This window comes from Microbacterium phoenicis, assembly GCF_047302325.1.
Taxonomy (GTDB): Bacteria; Actinomycetota; Actinomycetes; order Actinomycetales; family Microbacteriaceae; genus Microbacterium.
In genome coordinates this window covers 2,834,798-2,850,121 of record NZ_CP154849.1, presented here as the reverse complement: position 1 = coordinate 2,850,121, position 15,324 = coordinate 2,834,798, and the positions used below count along the sequence as shown (strand labels likewise).

Genomic DNA, 15,324 nt, shown 5'->3' with positions numbered 1-15,324 from the left:
CGTTCCAGCGTATCGAGGGCCACGGACACGTCTCACCGACGCGTGCGGTCGAGGAGCTCCTCGGCGTGCCGGAGGTCTCGCCGTGCGCCCGGCTTCTGCCACCACGAGGCATCAGCGACCGCCTGCCGCGCCTCGCGGACGCCGGCTTCAGCCACGACCCGGAGCGCGCGCCGCTCCTGCTCGCGGCGCTGCTGCGCCGTCACCTCCACGAGCGGGATGTCGGCGTCCTCGGCGGCCACGGAGATCCAGGATGCCGCGACGAGGATGATGATCCCGGCGAGGCGAAGCCACAGCAGGAGGCCGATGACGACGGAGAAGGTGGCCAGGAGCGGGTTGGTGGGGGAGTAGACCGCGAGGAATCCGGCGCCGAGCTGCAGCAGGGCCAGAGCGCTGCCGCCCGCGGCGGCCCCGGGGATGATGGCGCGCCAGGGAAGCGTGGTCCCCGTCAGGAAGCGGATGAGGCCGGTCAGGGCGGCAGTGTTGAGGATGATGCTGACGAGTACGGAGGCGATCCGGCTCGTCACGTCGACGAGGGTCGACTCGTACGGCACCTCGGCCCACGCGAGGACGCGGGCGACGACACCGCCGGCGACCAGGCCCGAGGCGGCGCCGAGGACCAGGGCCAGTCCGAACAGCACGGCGGCGAGGAGGTCGCCGAGCTTCAGGAGCACGAAGCTGCGCGCGTCGAAGGGCAGACCGAAGATGTCGCGCACGGCGCGACGGGTGAAGGTGACGAACCCGATCGCGGTCCAGATCGCGACCGTCACGGCGATCGCACCGGTGACGGCCAGCAGGCTGCTGCTGTCGCGGGCGATCTGGGCGACGTCGGCGGGCTCGACCGTGCTGCCGGCGGCGATGAATCCCGGCAGGTAGGAGTTCACGACGGCGATGAGTCCGTCGATCGCCGCCTGCGAACCCCCGAGCCACAGGCCGATCGCGGCGAAGGCGGTGTAGAGCGTCGCGAAGATCGCGAACAGGGACTGGTAGCTGATGGATGCCGCGAGCAAGAACCCGTTCCGCCGGAGGAAGCGGCGCCACACCCGGACCGGGAACGAGCCGATCGTCCGCTGCGTCAGCTCGGTGGCCCGCTCGATCGGCTGGTCGAGGCGTTCGCGCAGACGAGACGCCTCCCACCGCTCGCGCAGGGGAGGCGCCGTGTCGTCCGAGGTCACGCCTCGAGGCTATCGGGACGGGTCAGCCGCGGAGGACCGCCTGCTTGACCTCGGCGATGGCCTTCGTGATCTCGATGCCGCGGGGGCACGCCTCGGTGCAGTTGAAGGTGGTGCGGCAGCGCCACACGCCTTCCTTGTCGTTGAGGATGTCGAGGCGCACATCGCCCGCGTCGTCGCGCGAGTCGAAGATGAAGCGGTGTGCGTTGACGATCGCGGCGGGGCCGAAGTACTGGCCGTCGGTCCAGAACACCGGGCAGGACGACGTGCACGCGGCGCAGAGGATGCACTTCGTGGTGTCGTCGTAGACGGCGCGGTCCTTGATGGACTGGATCCGCTCCTTGCCGGGCTCCGGCGCGCTGTTCGCCTGCAGGAAGGGCTGCACGTCGCGGAAGGACTCGAAGAACGGGTCCATGTCGACGATGAGGTCCTTCTCCAGCGGCAGGCCCTTGATCGCCTCGACGTAGATCGGCTTCGAGATGTCGAGGTCTTTGATCAGCGTCTTGCAGGCGAGGCGGTTGCGGCCGTTGATGCGCATGGCGTCGGAGCCGCAGATGCCGTGCGCGCACGAGCGGCGGAAGCTCAGCGTGCCGTCGACGTCCCACTTGATGCGGTGCAGCGCGTCGAGCACGCGGTCCGTCGGGTACATCTCCACGTCGTAGTCGACCCAGCGCGGCTCAGCGTCCACCTCGGGGTCGAAGCGTCGGATGATGAAGGTGACCAGATACGACTGGATGCCGGAGTCGTTCGTCTCCTGCGTCTGCGCAGGGGCGCCGCTGTCGACGATCGTCATCAGTACTTCCTCTCCATCGGCGGGTAGTTGTACTCGCCCTGCTCGTTCTTGGTGAACACGACGGGCTTCCAATCCAGGCGGATGTGGTCCTCGGGGTTCGCGGAGTGCGGATCGCCCGTGAGGTAGGCCATCGTGTGCTGCATGTACTTGTCGTCGTTGCGGTCGGGGTAGTCCTCGCGCATGTGTCCGCCGCGGCTCTCTTTGCGGTTGCGGGCGGCGTAGGCGACGATCTCGGCGATGTCGAGCAGGAAGCCCAGTTCGACGGCCTCGAGGAGGTCGGTGTTGTAGCGCTTGCCCTTGTCGTCGACGTGGACGTTCTTGTACCGCTCGCGCAGGTCGTTGATCGTCCCCATGACGTTGGTCAGGGTCTCCTCCGTGCGGAAGACCTGGGCGTTGGCGTCCATCTCCTCCTGCAGCTTCTTGCGGAGGGTGGAGATGCGCTCGGTCCCGGCGTTGCTGCGCAGGCCCTCGATCAGCTCGCGGACCTCCTTCGCGGGGTCCTCGGGGAGCGGCATGAACTCGGCCGTCTGGACGTACTCGACGGCGTTCTGGCCCGAGCGCTTGCCGAACACGTTGATGTCCAGGAGCGAGTTCGTCCCGAGGCGGTTCGCGCCGTGCACCGACACGCACGCGCACTCACCCGCGGCGTAGAGGCCGGGGACGATGGTGTCGTTGTCCGCGAGGACCTCGCCCTTGATGTTGGTCGGGATGCCGCCCATCGCGTAGTGCGCGGTCGGCATGACCGGCACCGGCTCGACGACCGGGTCCACGCCCAAGTAGGTACGGGCGAACTCGGTGATGTCGGGGAGCTTGGTCTCGAGGACCTCGGCACCCAGGTGGGTGCAGTCGAGGTAGACGTAGTCCTTGTTCGGGCCGGCGCCGCGACCTTCGAGGACCTCCTTGACCATGCAGCGTGCGACGATGTCGCGGGGGGCCAGGTCCTTGATGGTGGGGGCGTAGCGCTCCATGAACCGCTCGCCCGAGGCGTTGCGGAGGATCGCGCCCTCACCGCGGGCACCCTCGGTGAGGAGGATGCCGAGGCCCGCCAGGCCGGTCGGGTGGAACTGGAAGAACTCGATGTCCTCGAGGGGCAGGCCCTTGCGCCAGACGATGCCGACGCCGTCACCGGTGAGGGTGTGCGCGTTCGAGGTGGTCTTGAAGATCTTGCCGAAGCCGCCGGTCGCGAAGATCACGGCCTTCGAGTGGAAGACGTGCAGGTCGCCGGTGGCGAGCTCGTACGCGACGACACCGGCGATGCCGGTGCGACCGAGGGCATCCTTCACCGTGATGAGGTCGAGCGCGTAGAACTCGTTGAAGAAGTTGATGCCGAGCTTGACGCAGTTCTGGAACAGCGTCTGGAGGATCATGTGTCCTGTCCGGTCGGCGGCGTAGCAGGCGCGACGGACGGGGTTCTTGCCGTGCTCGGCCGTGTGACCGCCGAAGCGACGCTGGTCGATCTTGCCGTCGGGCGTGCGGTTGAAGGGCAGGCCCATGTTCTCGAGGTCGATGACCGCGTCGATGGCTTCCTTGGCGAGGATCTCGGCCGCGTCCTGATCGACGAGGTAGTCCCCGCCCTTGACGGTGTCGAAGGTGTGCCACTCCCAGGAGTCCTCTTCGACATTGGCGAGCGCTGCCGCCATGCCGCCCTGCGCCGCACCGGTGTGGCTGCGGGTCGGGTAGAGCTTCGTGATGACGGCCGTCTTCGCGCCGGGACCGGCTTCGATCGCGGCGCGCATGCCGGCGCCGCCGGCGCCGACGATGACGACATCGAACTGGTGGTAGTGGACGCCGTCCTTGACGACGGAGTCCGCGGTCTGAGTGCTCACGTGACGATTGCCTCTGTTCTCTGCGTTTGCGTGCCGGGCGAGCCGGCTCAGCCCTGTGCCTTGCAGACCTCGGCCAGAACGCTGCCGTCGAGGTTGGGGATGCAGGGGTCGAAGGTGAAGACGACGAGGGTGCCGAGGAGGATCATGAAGCCGGCCACCACCCAGAGGCTGGTGACGAGGACCCGGCGGACCTTCGCGTTGGTGACGTAGTCGTTGACGATCGTGCGCATGCCGTTCGTGCCGTGGATGAACGCCAGCCACAGCATGAGGACGTCCCACCACTGCCAGAACGGCGTGGCGAACTTGCCGGCGACGAAGGCGAAGTCCAGGCCCGAGATGCCCTCACCGAGCATGAGGTTGACGAAGAGGTGGCCGAAGATGAGGACGAGCAGCAGAACGCCCGAGACGCGCATGAAGACCCAACCCCACTTCTCGAGGTTGGGGCCCTTCTTGCGGACGGCGGCCTTGCCCTGCGGGGTGCGCGGAGCGGCGAGGGTGTCGGCGGTCATCAGTGCTCGCCTCCCATGTGCGAGAAGACGTTCGGAAGGTGGCGCGCCGCGAAGCCGACGAGGGTGACGGCCCAGACGGCCAGCACACCCCACCACAGCTGACGCTGGTGGCGCGTGGCCCACGGCCAGAGGTCCACCGCGATGATGCGGAGGCCGTTGAAGGCGTGGTAGACGATCGCGCCGACCAGGGCGACTTCGCCGATGCCCATGATCGGGTTCTTGTACGTGCCGATGACCGCGTTGTACGCATCGGGCGAGACCCGGATGAGCGCCGTGTCGAGGACGTGCACGAGCAGGAAGAAGAAGATGGCGATGCCGGTGATGCGGTGAAGGACCCACGACCACATGCCCTCGTTGCCGCGGTACAGCGTGCCGCGCGGGGTCTTGGACGTGGTCTCAGCGATCGACGGCGTGACGCGTGCTGGTGCAGACACGGTCGTCCTCCCTTGAGTGAGATGGATCGCGCGCGTGCGGCGAGATCGCGGCATCCCGGGGAATGTCGCCCATCGTCGCAAGCGGGCGCACCGACCATCCTAAGCGGCGTCGAAGGAGGCGGGCGAGGAAGGCGAGCCTTAGAAGGTGACGGGATTCTCATCCAGCCGGGACGACGAACCCGTTACCGTCGATGCGGATCCAGCCCTCTCCCGAAAGGCCCGCCGGTGTCTCGACTCATCCGCCCGTTCGTCGTCCCCGTGCTCGCCGTCGCCGTCCTCGCGACGAGTGGATGCTTCGCGCTTCCGTCGCCCCAGCGCGAAGAAGCCTCGAAGACGGGATCGATCGACATCCAGCCGCTCTTCGTTCAGGGCGACAGCGGGGGAGTGGGCAGCGAGACCATCACGCGGACGCCCGCCGAGGACGGCGACCTACGTCTGGAGTTCAGCGAGGACGAGGTGTCCGGGCTCGGCGACGCCTCGCGGGCCGCGAGCTGGAACGCGGCGATCGTCTCGACGCTCCTGACGGGGCAGCCGCTCAGCGGGACCTTCGGCTTCGAAATCGCCGGTCGCATCGACGGACCGAGCGCCGGCGCGCTCAAGACCGTCGCGCTGATCGCGCTCTCGCAGGGCGACGAGATCTCCGAGTCCGTGACGATGACCGGCACCATCAACGCGACCGGCTCCATCGGCCCGGTCGGCGGCATCCCCGAGAAGATCAAGGGCGCCAGCGAGGACGGCATCGAGACCGTGCTCATCCCGCTGGGACAGCGGAACAGTCCGGATGCCTCGGGCGAGACGGTCGACGTCGTCCGGGAGGGGCAGCGGCTCGGCGTCGAGGTGGTCGAGGTCGGCGACATCTACGAGGCGTACCCGCGGCTCACCGGCGAGGACCTGGCGCCGCCGGCATCCGGCAACGATCCGCGGCTGGACAACCGCTCCTACGACAAGGTCGACGCGCAGGTCGGCGCGACGCTCTCGCGGTACGACGAGGCGGCGGGTCGATACCGCGCGCTCTCTGCGGACGCGCAGTCGATGCTGGACTCCACCGGCATCCTCGACCTCGCTCAGGACGCGCGCACCGAGGCCGAGGAGCTGCGCCGGCAGGGGCTCGTCGCCGGCGCGTTCGGCAAGGCACAGGAGGCGGCCGCTTACATCGAGACGCTCGCAGCGTCGGGTGACCTCCTGACGCCGCTCTACACGCAGGGGCTCCCCGGCCTCTCGACCGTCATCGATCGCGCGCTCGACACCTCCGCAGCGGAGGGGCGGTTCACGTCCTTCCTCGACCAGCTCGGCACCTACGAGCCCGAGACGCTTTCCGACGTCGAAGCGATCACCGTCGCGTATGCGCGGGCGTTCGACGCGTACACGCTTCTCGACTACGCGACGTCGCAGCTCGACACCCTGTACGCGCAGTACGAAGAAGGGGCCGTGCCCGACCTCGAGGCGATCTTCACGAGCCTCAGCGCGTCACTGCTCTACGCCGAGCTCGCCAAGACGCAGATCGCGAACGCTCAGCAGCTGTTCGAGCTCGGGCGCGACAACCCGGGCGCCGCGCTCAAGACCGACGTGGACCTCGCTGCCGTCGGCGACTTCTTCCGCCGCGGTGCGGACGCCAACTACGCCGCGTTCACGACGAGCGGGCTCGTCCCCTCCCTCGCGGAGTCGAACGGCGTCTCGACGGAGGTCGTCCTGGGTCACCTGTCGACCTTCGACCTCAACGTGGCCGCCGCTCAGCACCAGCAGGCGATGCTGCCCGTGTTCGAGGAGTACATCGGCGCGGATGAGCCCAACGCCGCGTACGCGGCGATGGGCTACGGGGTCAGCAACTACGTGCGCAACCAGGTGCTCGTCGAGAAGTACTACAACAACGCCCAGCTCGACGAGAACTACCAGATCATCGGCGTGCAGTTCGAGGGGGCCCTGGGCAACGCCATCGATCTCGGCCGCGACCAGCTGGGCGGCGAGATCCGCACCCTCGCCGACAACGAGACCGCTCCGGTGCTGACCGTCGGCTCCTACGAGGCCGCCGGGCTCATGAACGACGGAGACCCGAACAACCAGTTCGGTGCCCTCGCGGAGTACAGCTACGGCTTCGTCACGGCGCGGCTGCTGGCCTACCTGGGCGGGTTCCAGGACGCCACGGCCGTCGCCGCCGAGTGAGCGACGGCCGTCACCTGCGCGGAACGGGAGCGTCATCCGACGCCGGTAGGGTTCGGGGCATGGTCGAACACATCGAGGATTTCTACGCCGTCATCCCCGCCGGCGGTGTCGGATCGCGCCTCTGGCCGCTCTCCCGCGCCGATGCGCCGAAATTCCTCCACGACCTGACGGGTTCCGGGCACTCCCTGCTGCGCGACACCTGGAACCGGCTCGAGCCGCTGACGGGGCCCGATCGGATCGCGGTGGTCACCGGTCGCGCACACCGGGCGGCCGTCGAGGGGCAGCTTCCCGGCATCCCGGACAAGAACGTCATCCTCGAATCGGAGCCGCGCGACTCGGCCGCCGCGATCGGTCTCGCCGCGGCGATCCTGCACCGTCGGCATCCGGATGTCGTCATCGGTTCCTTCGCGGCGGACCACGTCATCCGCGGCTCGCGCGTCTTCGAATTCGCCGTCCGCGACGCGGTCGCGGTGGCCCGCGAGGGGTACATCTGCACGATCGGTATCGCACCGTCGGAGCCCGCGATCGGGTTCGGCTACATCAAGCGCGGCGGTGAGCTGATCGTCGAGGGCGCTCGGGATGCCTCCCTCGTGGAGCGGTTCGTCGAGAAGCCCGACCTCGAGACCGCCAAGTCCTACGTCGCCGACCGCTCCTATCTCTGGAACGCGGGCATGTTCATCTCGCGGGCGGACGTGCTGCTCGCCGAGATCGAAGCCAACAACCCGACCCTGCACGCGGGGCTCATGGAGCTCGCCGAGGCATGGGACGACAGGGACCGCCGGGGTCCTGCCGTCGACCGCATCTGGCCGACCCTCGAGAAGATCGCCATCGACTACGTCGTCGCCGAGCCCGCCGCGGAGAAGGGCAAGCTCGCCGTCGTGCCCGGGCACTTCGACTGGGACGACGTCGGAGACTTCGCGAGCCTCGCGAAGCTCAACTCCGCCGGTCGCAGCGACCTCGCGATCCTCGGTCAGAACGCTCGCGTGCTCTCCGATGCGGCGAGCGGGATCGTGGTCTCGCAGACCAGCCGGGTGATCAGCATCATCGGTGTGCGCGACATCGTCGTGGTCGACACCGACGACGCGCTGCTCGTCACGACGGCGGAACATGCGCAGCGCGTGAAGAGCGTGGTCGACGCCTTGAAGGTGACCGGCCGCGGCGACGTCCTCTGAGACCTGTCCCGGGGCGGGCTCCTTGGGCAGGATGCCGCTCCTGTGACGGGTTCATTGCGGCTTTGTAACCATTCGGCCTCACGCGCTCATCAGGGTGCCCGGTCGCCGTCACAGTAGGTAACTTCGGTTGCGCACACCCGCGAAGTCCGCGGGTTCTCTTCCGTGGAGGCACTCTTGACCATCTCGAACCCGAAGAAGCTCGCCGGCATCGCCGGTGCCGCGCTTCTCATCGCCGCGCTGGCCGGTTGCGGTACCGCCCCCGAGGCCAACCCGTCGTCGTCCGCCGGCGCCGGTGCCGGCGACGTCGTCGACGGCTTCAAGCCCTGCCTGATCTCCGACGCCGGTGGCTGGAACGACAAGTCGTTCAACGAGTCGGCCAAGAACGGCATGGACAAGGCCGCCGACGAGCTCGGCGTGGACCCCATCGAGTTCGAGTCGACCAACGACAACGACTACGAGCCCAACATGACGACGGCGATCTCCGAGGGCTGCACCCTCATCGTCTCGGTCGGGTTCAAGCTCGCCGCCGCGACGGTCGAGGCGGCGAAGGCCAACCCCAACCTGCAGTTCGCGATCATCGACGACTACGCGGACACCGACCAGGACGGCAAGACCGACGCCCCCAACATCAAGCCCCTCGTGTTCAACACGGCCGAAGCCGCGTACCTCGGCGGCTACGCCGCCGCGGCATGGTCCGCGGAGGCCGGCGTCAACAAGGTCGGCACCTTCGGCGGCATCCAGATCCCGTCCGTCGCGGTCTTCATGGACGGCTACGCGCTCGGCGTCGAGAAGTACAACGAGGACAAGGGCGCCAACGTCCAGCTCTTCGGCTGGGACGTCGCGGGCCAGAAGGGCGCCTTCACCGGCGGCTTCGACGCCAACGACACCGCGAAGCAGACCGCGCAGTCCGTCCTCGACCAGGGCGTCGACGTCATCCTCCCGGTCGGCGGCCCCATCTACAAGAGCGCCGCGGCCGCCATCACCGACAGCGGTGACGACACGCTCATGCTCGGCGTCGACACCGACCTCGCCGTCGCCGACACGAGCGTGACCGACGTCACGCTGGTCTCGATCATGAAGGCCATCGACGTGGCCGTCTACGACACCACGGTCGCCGCCTCCACCGGTGAGTTCGACGCCGCGCCGTACGTCGGCACGCTGGAGAACGAGGGCGTCAAGCTCTCGAGCTTCCACGACTTCGAGTCGAAGCTGCCCGCCGGTCTGACCGACGAGCTCGCCGCCCTCCAGAAGGCGATCGTCTCGGGCGACATCACGGTGGAGTCGAAGAACTCGCCGTGATCTGAACGACACACACTCGGGGCGGGCGGCGTGCAGCTGCCCGCCCCGAGTGCCGTTCACTCCACATTCGTTGGCGGGTGCTTCCTGACACCCGCCGGATAGGGTTCTCGTATGAAGCTCGAGCTCCGCGGAATCACCAAGAGATTCGGCAGCCTCGTCGCCAACGATCACATCGACCTCGTGGTCGAGCCGGGGGAGATCCACGCTCTCCTCGGCGAGAACGGCGCCGGCAAATCCACACTCATGAACGTCCTGTACGGCCTCTACCGTGCAGATGAAGGCCAGATCCTCCTGGACGACGTCGTCCAGAACTTCCGGGGTCCCGGCGACGCGATGGCCGCCGGGATCGGCATGGTGCATCAGCACTTCATGCTCATCCCCGTCTTCACCGTCGCCGAGAACGTCATGCTCGGACACGAGAAGACGAAGGGTCTCGGACGGCTCGACCTGGCCCAGGCCCGCGACCACGTCCGCGCCGTCGCGGACCGCTTCGGTTTCCAGATCGACCCCGACGCCCTCGTCGGCGACCTCCCCGTCGGCGTCCAGCAGCGGGTCGAGATCATCAAGGCGCTCTCGCGCGATGCGAAGGTCCTCGTCTTCGACGAGCCGACCGCCGTCCTCACGCCGCAGGAGACCGATGAGCTGATGGGCATCATGCGTCAGCTGCGCGACGAAGGCACGTCCATCGTCTTCATCACCCACAAGCTCCGCGAAGTCCGTGAGGTCGCGGACCGCATCACGGTGGTCCGGCTCGGCAAGATCGTCGGCACGGCGTCCCCCACGGCGACGAACGCCGAGCTGGCATCGCTGATGGTCGGTCGCGCGGTCGAGCTCACCGTGCAGAAGGAGCCTGCGAGCGTCCGCGAGGGCGGCCTCGAGGTGCGCGACCTCCGCGTCCTCACTCCCGGAGGCAGCATCGTCGTCGACGACGTCTCGTTCGACGTCCGCCCGGGAGAGATCCTGGCCGTCGCCGGCGTGCAGGGCAACGGTCAGACCGAACTGGTCGAGGCGATCGTCGGCCTCGCAGCCCGCACCGAGGGCTCGATCCGCCTCGACGGCATCGAACTGGTGGGCAAGAGCGTCCGCAGCATCCTCGATGCCGGAGTCGGTTTCGTTCCCGAAGACCGCAAGGAGGACGGCCTGGTCGGCGGCTTCTCCGTCGCCGAGAACCTGATCCTCGACCGGTCGACCGACCCGGCGTTCTCGCGCGGAGGCACCATCCGTCGCGCCGAGCTCGACGCGTTCGCCCGCGCCCGCATCGAAGAGTACGACATCCGTACGCGCGGACCGGAGACCCCCGCAGGCACCCTCTCGGGCGGTAATCAGCAGAAGGTCGTCATCGCTCGCGAGATGAGCCGCGACCTCAAGCTGTTCGTCGCCGCGCAGCCCACGCGCGGCGTCGACGTCGGTTCCATCGAATTCATCCACAAGCGCATCGTCGAGACCCGGGATGCCGGCATCCCCGTCATCGTCGTCTCGACCGAACTCGACGAGGTCACCGCCCTCGCCGACCGCATCGCGGTCATGTACCGAGGCCGCGTCGTCGGCATCGTTCCCGGTGACACCCCCCGCGACACCCTCGGCCTAATGATGGCCGGCGCAACCGACCCGGAGGTGGCTGCATGAGCGGCACCACGCCCGGCGCCGCCGACGCGGCGCACCCCGCCACCCGGTTGCCGACGGCCAGTGGTCCGCTGACGGGGGAGAAGGAGCCGAAGGAGACGTCCCGGACGGACGTCTTCTTCCGCGAGCTCATGCGCGGCAGCGCGGTGACCACGATCCTCGCCGTCGTCCTGGCGCTGATCGTCGGCGGCATCCTCATCGCCGTGACGAACGAGGACGTCGAGGAGGCCAGCGGATACTTCTTCGCGCGCCCCACCGACACGATCGTCGCCGCATGGAACGCCATCTACAACGGCTACGAGGCCTTGTTCCGCGGCGCCGTCTTCAACCCGCGCGTGACCGACTTCGCCGCGCAGATCCGGCCGCTGACGAACTCGCTCGGGTTCGCAGCCCCCCTGATCGCCGCAGGCCTCGGCGTCGCGCTCGCGTTCCGCGTGGGCCTGTTCAACATCGGTGCGCGCGGCCAGATGCTCGTCGGTGCGCTCTTCGCCGGGTTCTTCGCCTTCAACCTCGACCTGCCGCTGCTGATCCACCTGCCGATCACGCTCCTCGCCGGCATCCTCGGCGGTGCGATCTGGGGCGGCCTCGTGGGTCTCCTGAAGGCGCGCACCGGCGCGCACGAGGTGATCCTCACGATCATGCTCAACTACGTCGCCTACTACCTGCTGCTGTGGATGCTGCGCACCCCCGGCCTCCTGCAGGCGGAGGGGACCAACCAGCCGCAGTCGCAGCCGACCCCCGCGAGCGCGCAGTTCCCGGACCTGCTCGGCCCGATGTTCCCGCAGCTCGACTGGGGCTTCGTCATCGTCGTCATCGCAACGCTGTTCGTCTGGTGGCTCATCGAGCGCTCCAGCCTGGGCCTGCGCATGCGCGCCGTCGGTGAGAACCCTCACGCCGCACGCGCGGGCGGCATCAACGTCGAGCGCATCTACGTCTACGCCATGGTCTTCGCCGGTGGCCTCGCAGGCCTCGCAGCGATGAACCAGATCCAGGGCAACGTGACGACCGGCTTCGCCGCGACCATCGACGCCGGTATCGGCTTCGATGCGATCACCGTCGCGCTCCTCGGGCGCAGCCGCGCGTGGGGCACCTTCGCCGCCGGCATCCTGTTCGGCGCACTCAAGGCGGGATCGTTCTCGATGCAGGCGCAGGGCATCCCGGTCGACATCGTGCTCGTCGTCCAGTCGCTCGTCGTCCTCTTCATCGCGGCCCCGCCGCTGCTGCGCGCCGTGTTCTTCCTACCCAAGACCGAGATCGAGAAGGCGGACAAGGCGCGAGCCAAGGCCGCGAAGAAGGCGGTGTCGGCATGAGCGCTCCTGCTCCCGCACTCGAATCCGACGGCACCGTCCAGCTGACCGCTGTCAAGGAGCGGCACATCAAGGTGCCCCTCGTCTTCGGCGTCGTCACGGTGCTCATGGCACTGCTGTTCCTGCTGGTGCCGCGCGGCGTCACCACGACGTTCCGACTCGGCGACGCGACGTCTTCCATCGCGGTCCCCGACCTCGCCGTTCCCACGGGGGCGACGAGCTGGGTGATGGTCGTCATCCTGATGGCGCTCGCAGCCCTCGCCGGGTGGAACGCCTGGAACTACCGCCGGACGCCGCTCTGGCTGACCACGGCCTTCGCCGTGATCGCCGTCCTGGCATTCATCGTGTGGGCGGCCGCCGGTGGGATCTTCCCCGTCACGAGCCTCCTGTTCGGTGCTGTCTCGCTGTCGGTCCCGCTCGTGTTCGGCGCGTTGGGCGGTGTCATCGGCGAACGCGTCGGTGTCGTCAACGTCGCCATCGAGGGTCAGCTGCTCCTCGGCGCGTTCTCGGCGGCCCTCCTCTCGAGCATCACGGGGAATCCCTTCGTCGGCCTGTTCGGCGCGATGATCGGTGGCGTCCTCGTCTCGTTCGTCCTGGCGGCGTTCGCGATCAAGTACCTTGTCGATCAGGTGATCGTCGGTGTCGTCCTCAACGTCCTCGTCACGGGCCTGACCGGCTTCCTGTACGGGGCGCTGCTGGTCCCCAACGAGGACACGCTGAACCAGCCCGAGCGCTTCGGTCGCATCGAGATCCCGCTGCTCAGCGAGATCCCGATCATCGGTCCGGTCCTGTTCAACCAGACCTTCATCGTGTACCTCATGTACATCACGGTCGCCGTCGTCTCGTGGGGCCTGTACCGCACGCGCTGGGGCCTTCGCCTCAGGGCCGTCGGCGAGCACCCGCAGGCCGCCGACACCGTGGGCATCAAGGTCAACATGACGCGGTTCTGGAACGTCTCGCTCGCCGGTGCGATCGCCGGCATCGGCGGCGCGTACTTCACGCTCGTCTCGGTGCCGCAGTTCGGCAAGGAGATGACCGCGGGACTCGGCTTCATCGCTCTCGCGGCCGTCATCTTCGGACGCTGGGACCCGATCCGCGCGACGCTCGCCGCACTCCTGTTCGGCTTCGCGACGAACCTGCAGAACCAGCTCACCGTGCTGGACACCCCTATCCCCAGCGAATTCATGCTGATGCTGCCGTACGTCGTGACGATCCTCGCGGTCGCCGGTTTCGCCGGCCAGATCCGCGGGCCCGCGGCAGCGGGCAAGCCCTACATCAAGGGCTGACACGGGATACCGCGACCCGCGGCATCCGCTCATCTACAGAGGAAGAAGTCGTGACCGACATCGATTGGGACGAGCTGCGTTCGGCAGCCGTCGAGGCCATGGAGAAGGCGTACGCGCCGTACTCCCGTTACCGAGTGGGCGCCGCGGCGCTCGTGAGCGACGGGCGGATCGTGACCGGCTGCAATGTCGAGAACGCGTCCTACGGCGTCGGCCTGTGCGCCGAGTGCGGCCTGGTCGGGAACCTCCACATGACCGGCGGCGGCGAGCTCGTCGCGTTCGTCTGCGTCAACAACGACGGCGAGACGATCATGCCGTGCGGACGCTGCCGGCAGCTGCTCAACGAGTTCGCCATCCCCGGGATGCTGCTCGAGACCGTGTCGGGCATCCGCACGATCGACGAGGTCCTCCCGGATGCCTTCGGTCCCCGCGACCTGGAGGCCGCCCGATGAGCGCGGTCGAGGCGTTCGACGCCGTCGACGTCATCCGCACAAAGCGCGACGGGGGAGCCGTCCCCGAGGACGCGCTCCGCTGGATGATCGACGCGTACACGCGGGAGTACGTCGCCGACTCGCAGATGGCCGCGTTCGCGATGGCCGTGCTCCTCAACGGGATGAATCGCGACGAGATCCGCGTCATGACCGACGCGATGATCGCGTCGGGGGAGCGGATGAGCTTCGCCGGCCTCGGCAAGCCGACCGTCGACAAGCACTCGACCGGCGGCGTGGGCGACAAGATCACCCTGCCGCTCGCGCCGCTCGTCGCCGCGTTCGGCGTCGCCGTGCCGCAGCTCTCGGGCCGCGGCCTGGGGCACACCGGTGGGACGCTCGACAAGCTCGAGGCCATCCCCGGCTGGCGCGCCGCTCTCAGCAACGACGAGATGATCGCGCAGATGCGCGATGTCGGCGCCGTCATCTGCGCCGCCGGCTCCGGCCTCGCGCCGGCCGACAAGCGCCTGTACGCGCTCCGCGACGTCACGGGCACGGTCGAGGCGATCCCGCTCATCGCCTCGAGCATCATGTCGAAGAAGATCGCCGAGGGAACCGACTCGCTCGTCCTCGACGTGAAGTTCGGCTCCGGCGCCTTCATGCAGGACGTCGACAAGGCCCGCGAACTCGCCCGCACGATGGTCGCCCTCGGCACGGACTCGGGCGTCGCGACCACGGCGCTGCTGACCGACATGAACACGCCGCTCGGCCTCGCCATCGGCAACGCGAACGAGGTCCGCGAGTCCGTCGAGGTGCTCGCCGGCGGAGGCCCCGCGGACGTCGTCGAGCTCACCGTCGCCCTCGCGCGCGAGATGCTCGCTCTCGCCGGCCAGCCCGACGCCGACGTGGAGGCCGCCCTGAAGGACGGCCGCGCCATGGACTCGTGGCGCCGGATGATCCGCGCTCAGGACGGCGACCCGGATGCGGCGATGCCGGCGCCGCGCGAGACCCACACCGTCACCGCGACGGAGTCCGGCGTCGTCACGCGGCTCGAAGCCCTCCCGTTCGGGATCGCGGCCTGGCGCCTCGGCGCCGGACGTGCCCGCGCGCAGGACCCCGTCATCCACGCCGCCGGCATCGACCTGCACGTGAAGCCGGGCGACACGGTCACCGCCGGACAGCCGCTGTTCACCCTGCTCGCCGACGATGAGAACCGCTTCGCGCGGGCCGCCGAGGCGCTCGAGGGCGCCTGGGAGATCGGTGCGGAAGCCCCGGCATCCACCCCGCTCGTCCTCGAGCGCATCACCGCCTGAAACCCTCA

At 68.6% G+C, this 15,324-nt stretch carries 13 protein-coding genes; 8 read left to right on the top strand and 5 right to left on the bottom strand.

The window, feature by feature from the left end; genetic code table 11:
* Positions 1 to 32 precede the first annotated feature (32 nt).
* Genes ABCU91_RS14025 through sdhC form a run of 5 tightly spaced genes read right to left on the bottom strand, consistent with a single transcriptional unit; the run spans position 33 to position 4,731 of the window.
* The gene (locus tag ABCU91_RS14025; RefSeq protein ID WP_413354173.1) at positions 33 to 1,172 is read right to left on the bottom strand and encodes a YihY/virulence factor BrkB family protein; all 1,140 of its coding nucleotides are present in this window, start codon (positions 1,170 to 1,172) and stop codon (positions 33 to 35) included.
* 22 nt (positions 1,173 to 1,194) lie between these two features.
* On the bottom strand, positions 1,195 to 1,962 hold the full coding sequence (locus ABCU91_RS14020; protein WP_091356072.1) for a succinate dehydrogenase iron-sulfur subunit: 768 nt from the start codon (positions 1,960 to 1,962) through the stop codon (positions 1,195 to 1,197).
* Complete coding sequence (gene sdhA / locus ABCU91_RS14015) at positions 1,962 to 3,788, bottom strand: succinate dehydrogenase flavoprotein subunit (RefSeq protein WP_091356068.1); 1,827 nt, start codon at positions 3,786 to 3,788, stop codon at positions 1,962 to 1,964. The genes ABCU91_RS14020 and sdhA overlap by 1 nt, the downstream gene beginning before the upstream one ends.
* 47 nt (positions 3,789 to 3,835) lie before the next feature.
* Entirely contained in the window at positions 3,836 to 4,297 is a 462-nt protein-coding gene (locus tag ABCU91_RS14010; RefSeq protein ID WP_018188785.1) for a succinate dehydrogenase hydrophobic membrane anchor subunit, read from the bottom strand.
* The gene (sdhC, locus tag ABCU91_RS14005) at positions 4,297 to 4,731 is read right to left on the bottom strand and encodes a succinate dehydrogenase, cytochrome b556 subunit (protein WP_133400247.1); all 435 of its coding nucleotides are present in this window, start codon (positions 4,729 to 4,731) and stop codon (positions 4,297 to 4,299) included. The genes ABCU91_RS14010 and sdhC overlap by 1 nt, the downstream gene beginning before the upstream one ends.
* Positions 4,732 to 4,956: 225 nt before the next feature.
* Here sdhC and ABCU91_RS14000 point away from each other — a divergent pair, with 225 nt between their 5' ends.
* The 8 genes from ABCU91_RS14000 (at position 4,957) to ABCU91_RS13965 (ending at position 15,316) form a co-directional block, all read left to right on the top strand.
* Positions 4,957 to 6,891: a S16 family serine protease gene (locus ABCU91_RS14000; RefSeq protein ID WP_413354172.1), complete on the top strand. Its 1,935-nt coding sequence runs from the start codon at positions 4,957 to 4,959 to the stop codon at positions 6,889 to 6,891.
* A 59-nt stretch (positions 6,892 to 6,950) separates the two neighbouring features.
* Entirely contained in the window at positions 6,951 to 8,063 is a 1,113-nt protein-coding gene (locus ABCU91_RS13995; RefSeq protein ID WP_091356056.1) for a mannose-1-phosphate guanylyltransferase, read from the top strand.
* Positions 8,064 to 8,237: 174 nt separating this feature from the next.
* Entirely contained in the window at positions 8,238 to 9,362 is a 1,125-nt protein-coding gene (locus tag ABCU91_RS13990; protein WP_406923571.1) for a BMP family protein, read from the top strand.
* Between the two features lie 111 nt (positions 9,363 to 9,473).
* On the top strand, positions 9,474 to 10,988 hold the full coding sequence (locus ABCU91_RS13985) for an ABC transporter ATP-binding protein (protein WP_406923572.1): 1,515 nt from the start codon (positions 9,474 to 9,476) through the stop codon (positions 10,986 to 10,988).
* The gene (locus tag ABCU91_RS13980; protein ID WP_413354171.1) at positions 10,985 to 12,295 is read left to right on the top strand and encodes an ABC transporter permease; all 1,311 of its coding nucleotides are present in this window, start codon (positions 10,985 to 10,987) and stop codon (positions 12,293 to 12,295) included. The genes ABCU91_RS13985 and ABCU91_RS13980 overlap by 4 nt, the downstream gene beginning before the upstream one ends.
* Positions 12,292 to 13,578, top strand: coding sequence for an ABC transporter permease subunit (locus ABCU91_RS13975; protein WP_406923574.1), 1,287 nt, complete (start codon positions 12,292 to 12,294; stop codon positions 13,576 to 13,578). The genes ABCU91_RS13980 and ABCU91_RS13975 overlap by 4 nt, the downstream gene beginning before the upstream one ends.
* A complete protein-coding gene (locus ABCU91_RS13970; RefSeq protein ID WP_413355415.1) occupies positions 13,473 to 14,027 on the top strand; it encodes a cytidine deaminase in 555 nt (184 codons plus the stop codon). Before ABCU91_RS13975 ends, ABCU91_RS13970 begins: the two co-directional genes overlap by 106 nt.
* A complete protein-coding gene (locus ABCU91_RS13965) occupies positions 14,024 to 15,316 on the top strand; it encodes a thymidine phosphorylase (RefSeq protein WP_413354170.1) in 1,293 nt (430 codons plus the stop codon). Before ABCU91_RS13970 ends, ABCU91_RS13965 begins: the two co-directional genes overlap by 4 nt.
* The last annotated feature ends 8 nt before the right edge of the window (positions 15,317 to 15,324 follow it).

Bases quoted from the DNA above. Each gene is read 5' to 3' on its own strand.
- ABCU91_RS14020 (WP_091356072.1), bottom strand. From the start codon at position 1,962: ATGACGATCGTCGACAGCGGCGCCCCTGCGCAGACGCAGGAGACGAAC.
- ABCU91_RS14010 (WP_018188785.1), bottom strand. From the start codon at position 4,297: ATGACCGCCGACACCCTCGCCGCTCCGCGCACCCCGCAGGGCAAGGCC.
- ABCU91_RS13995 (WP_091356056.1), top strand. From the start codon at position 6,951: ATGGTCGAACACATCGAGGATTTCTACGCCGTCATCCCCGCCGGCGGT.
- ABCU91_RS13985 (WP_406923572.1), top strand. From the start codon at position 9,474: ATGAAGCTCGAGCTCCGCGGAATCACCAAGAGATTCGGCAGCCTCGTC.
- ABCU91_RS13980 (WP_413354171.1), top strand. From the start codon at position 10,985: ATGAGCGGCACCACGCCCGGCGCCGCCGACGCGGCGCACCCCGCCACC.
- ABCU91_RS13975 (WP_406923574.1), top strand. From the start codon at position 12,292: ATGAGCGCTCCTGCTCCCGCACTCGAATCCGACGGCACCGTCCAGCTG.
- ABCU91_RS13965 (WP_413354170.1), top strand. From the start codon at position 14,024: ATGAGCGCGGTCGAGGCGTTCGACGCCGTCGACGTCATCCGCACAAAG.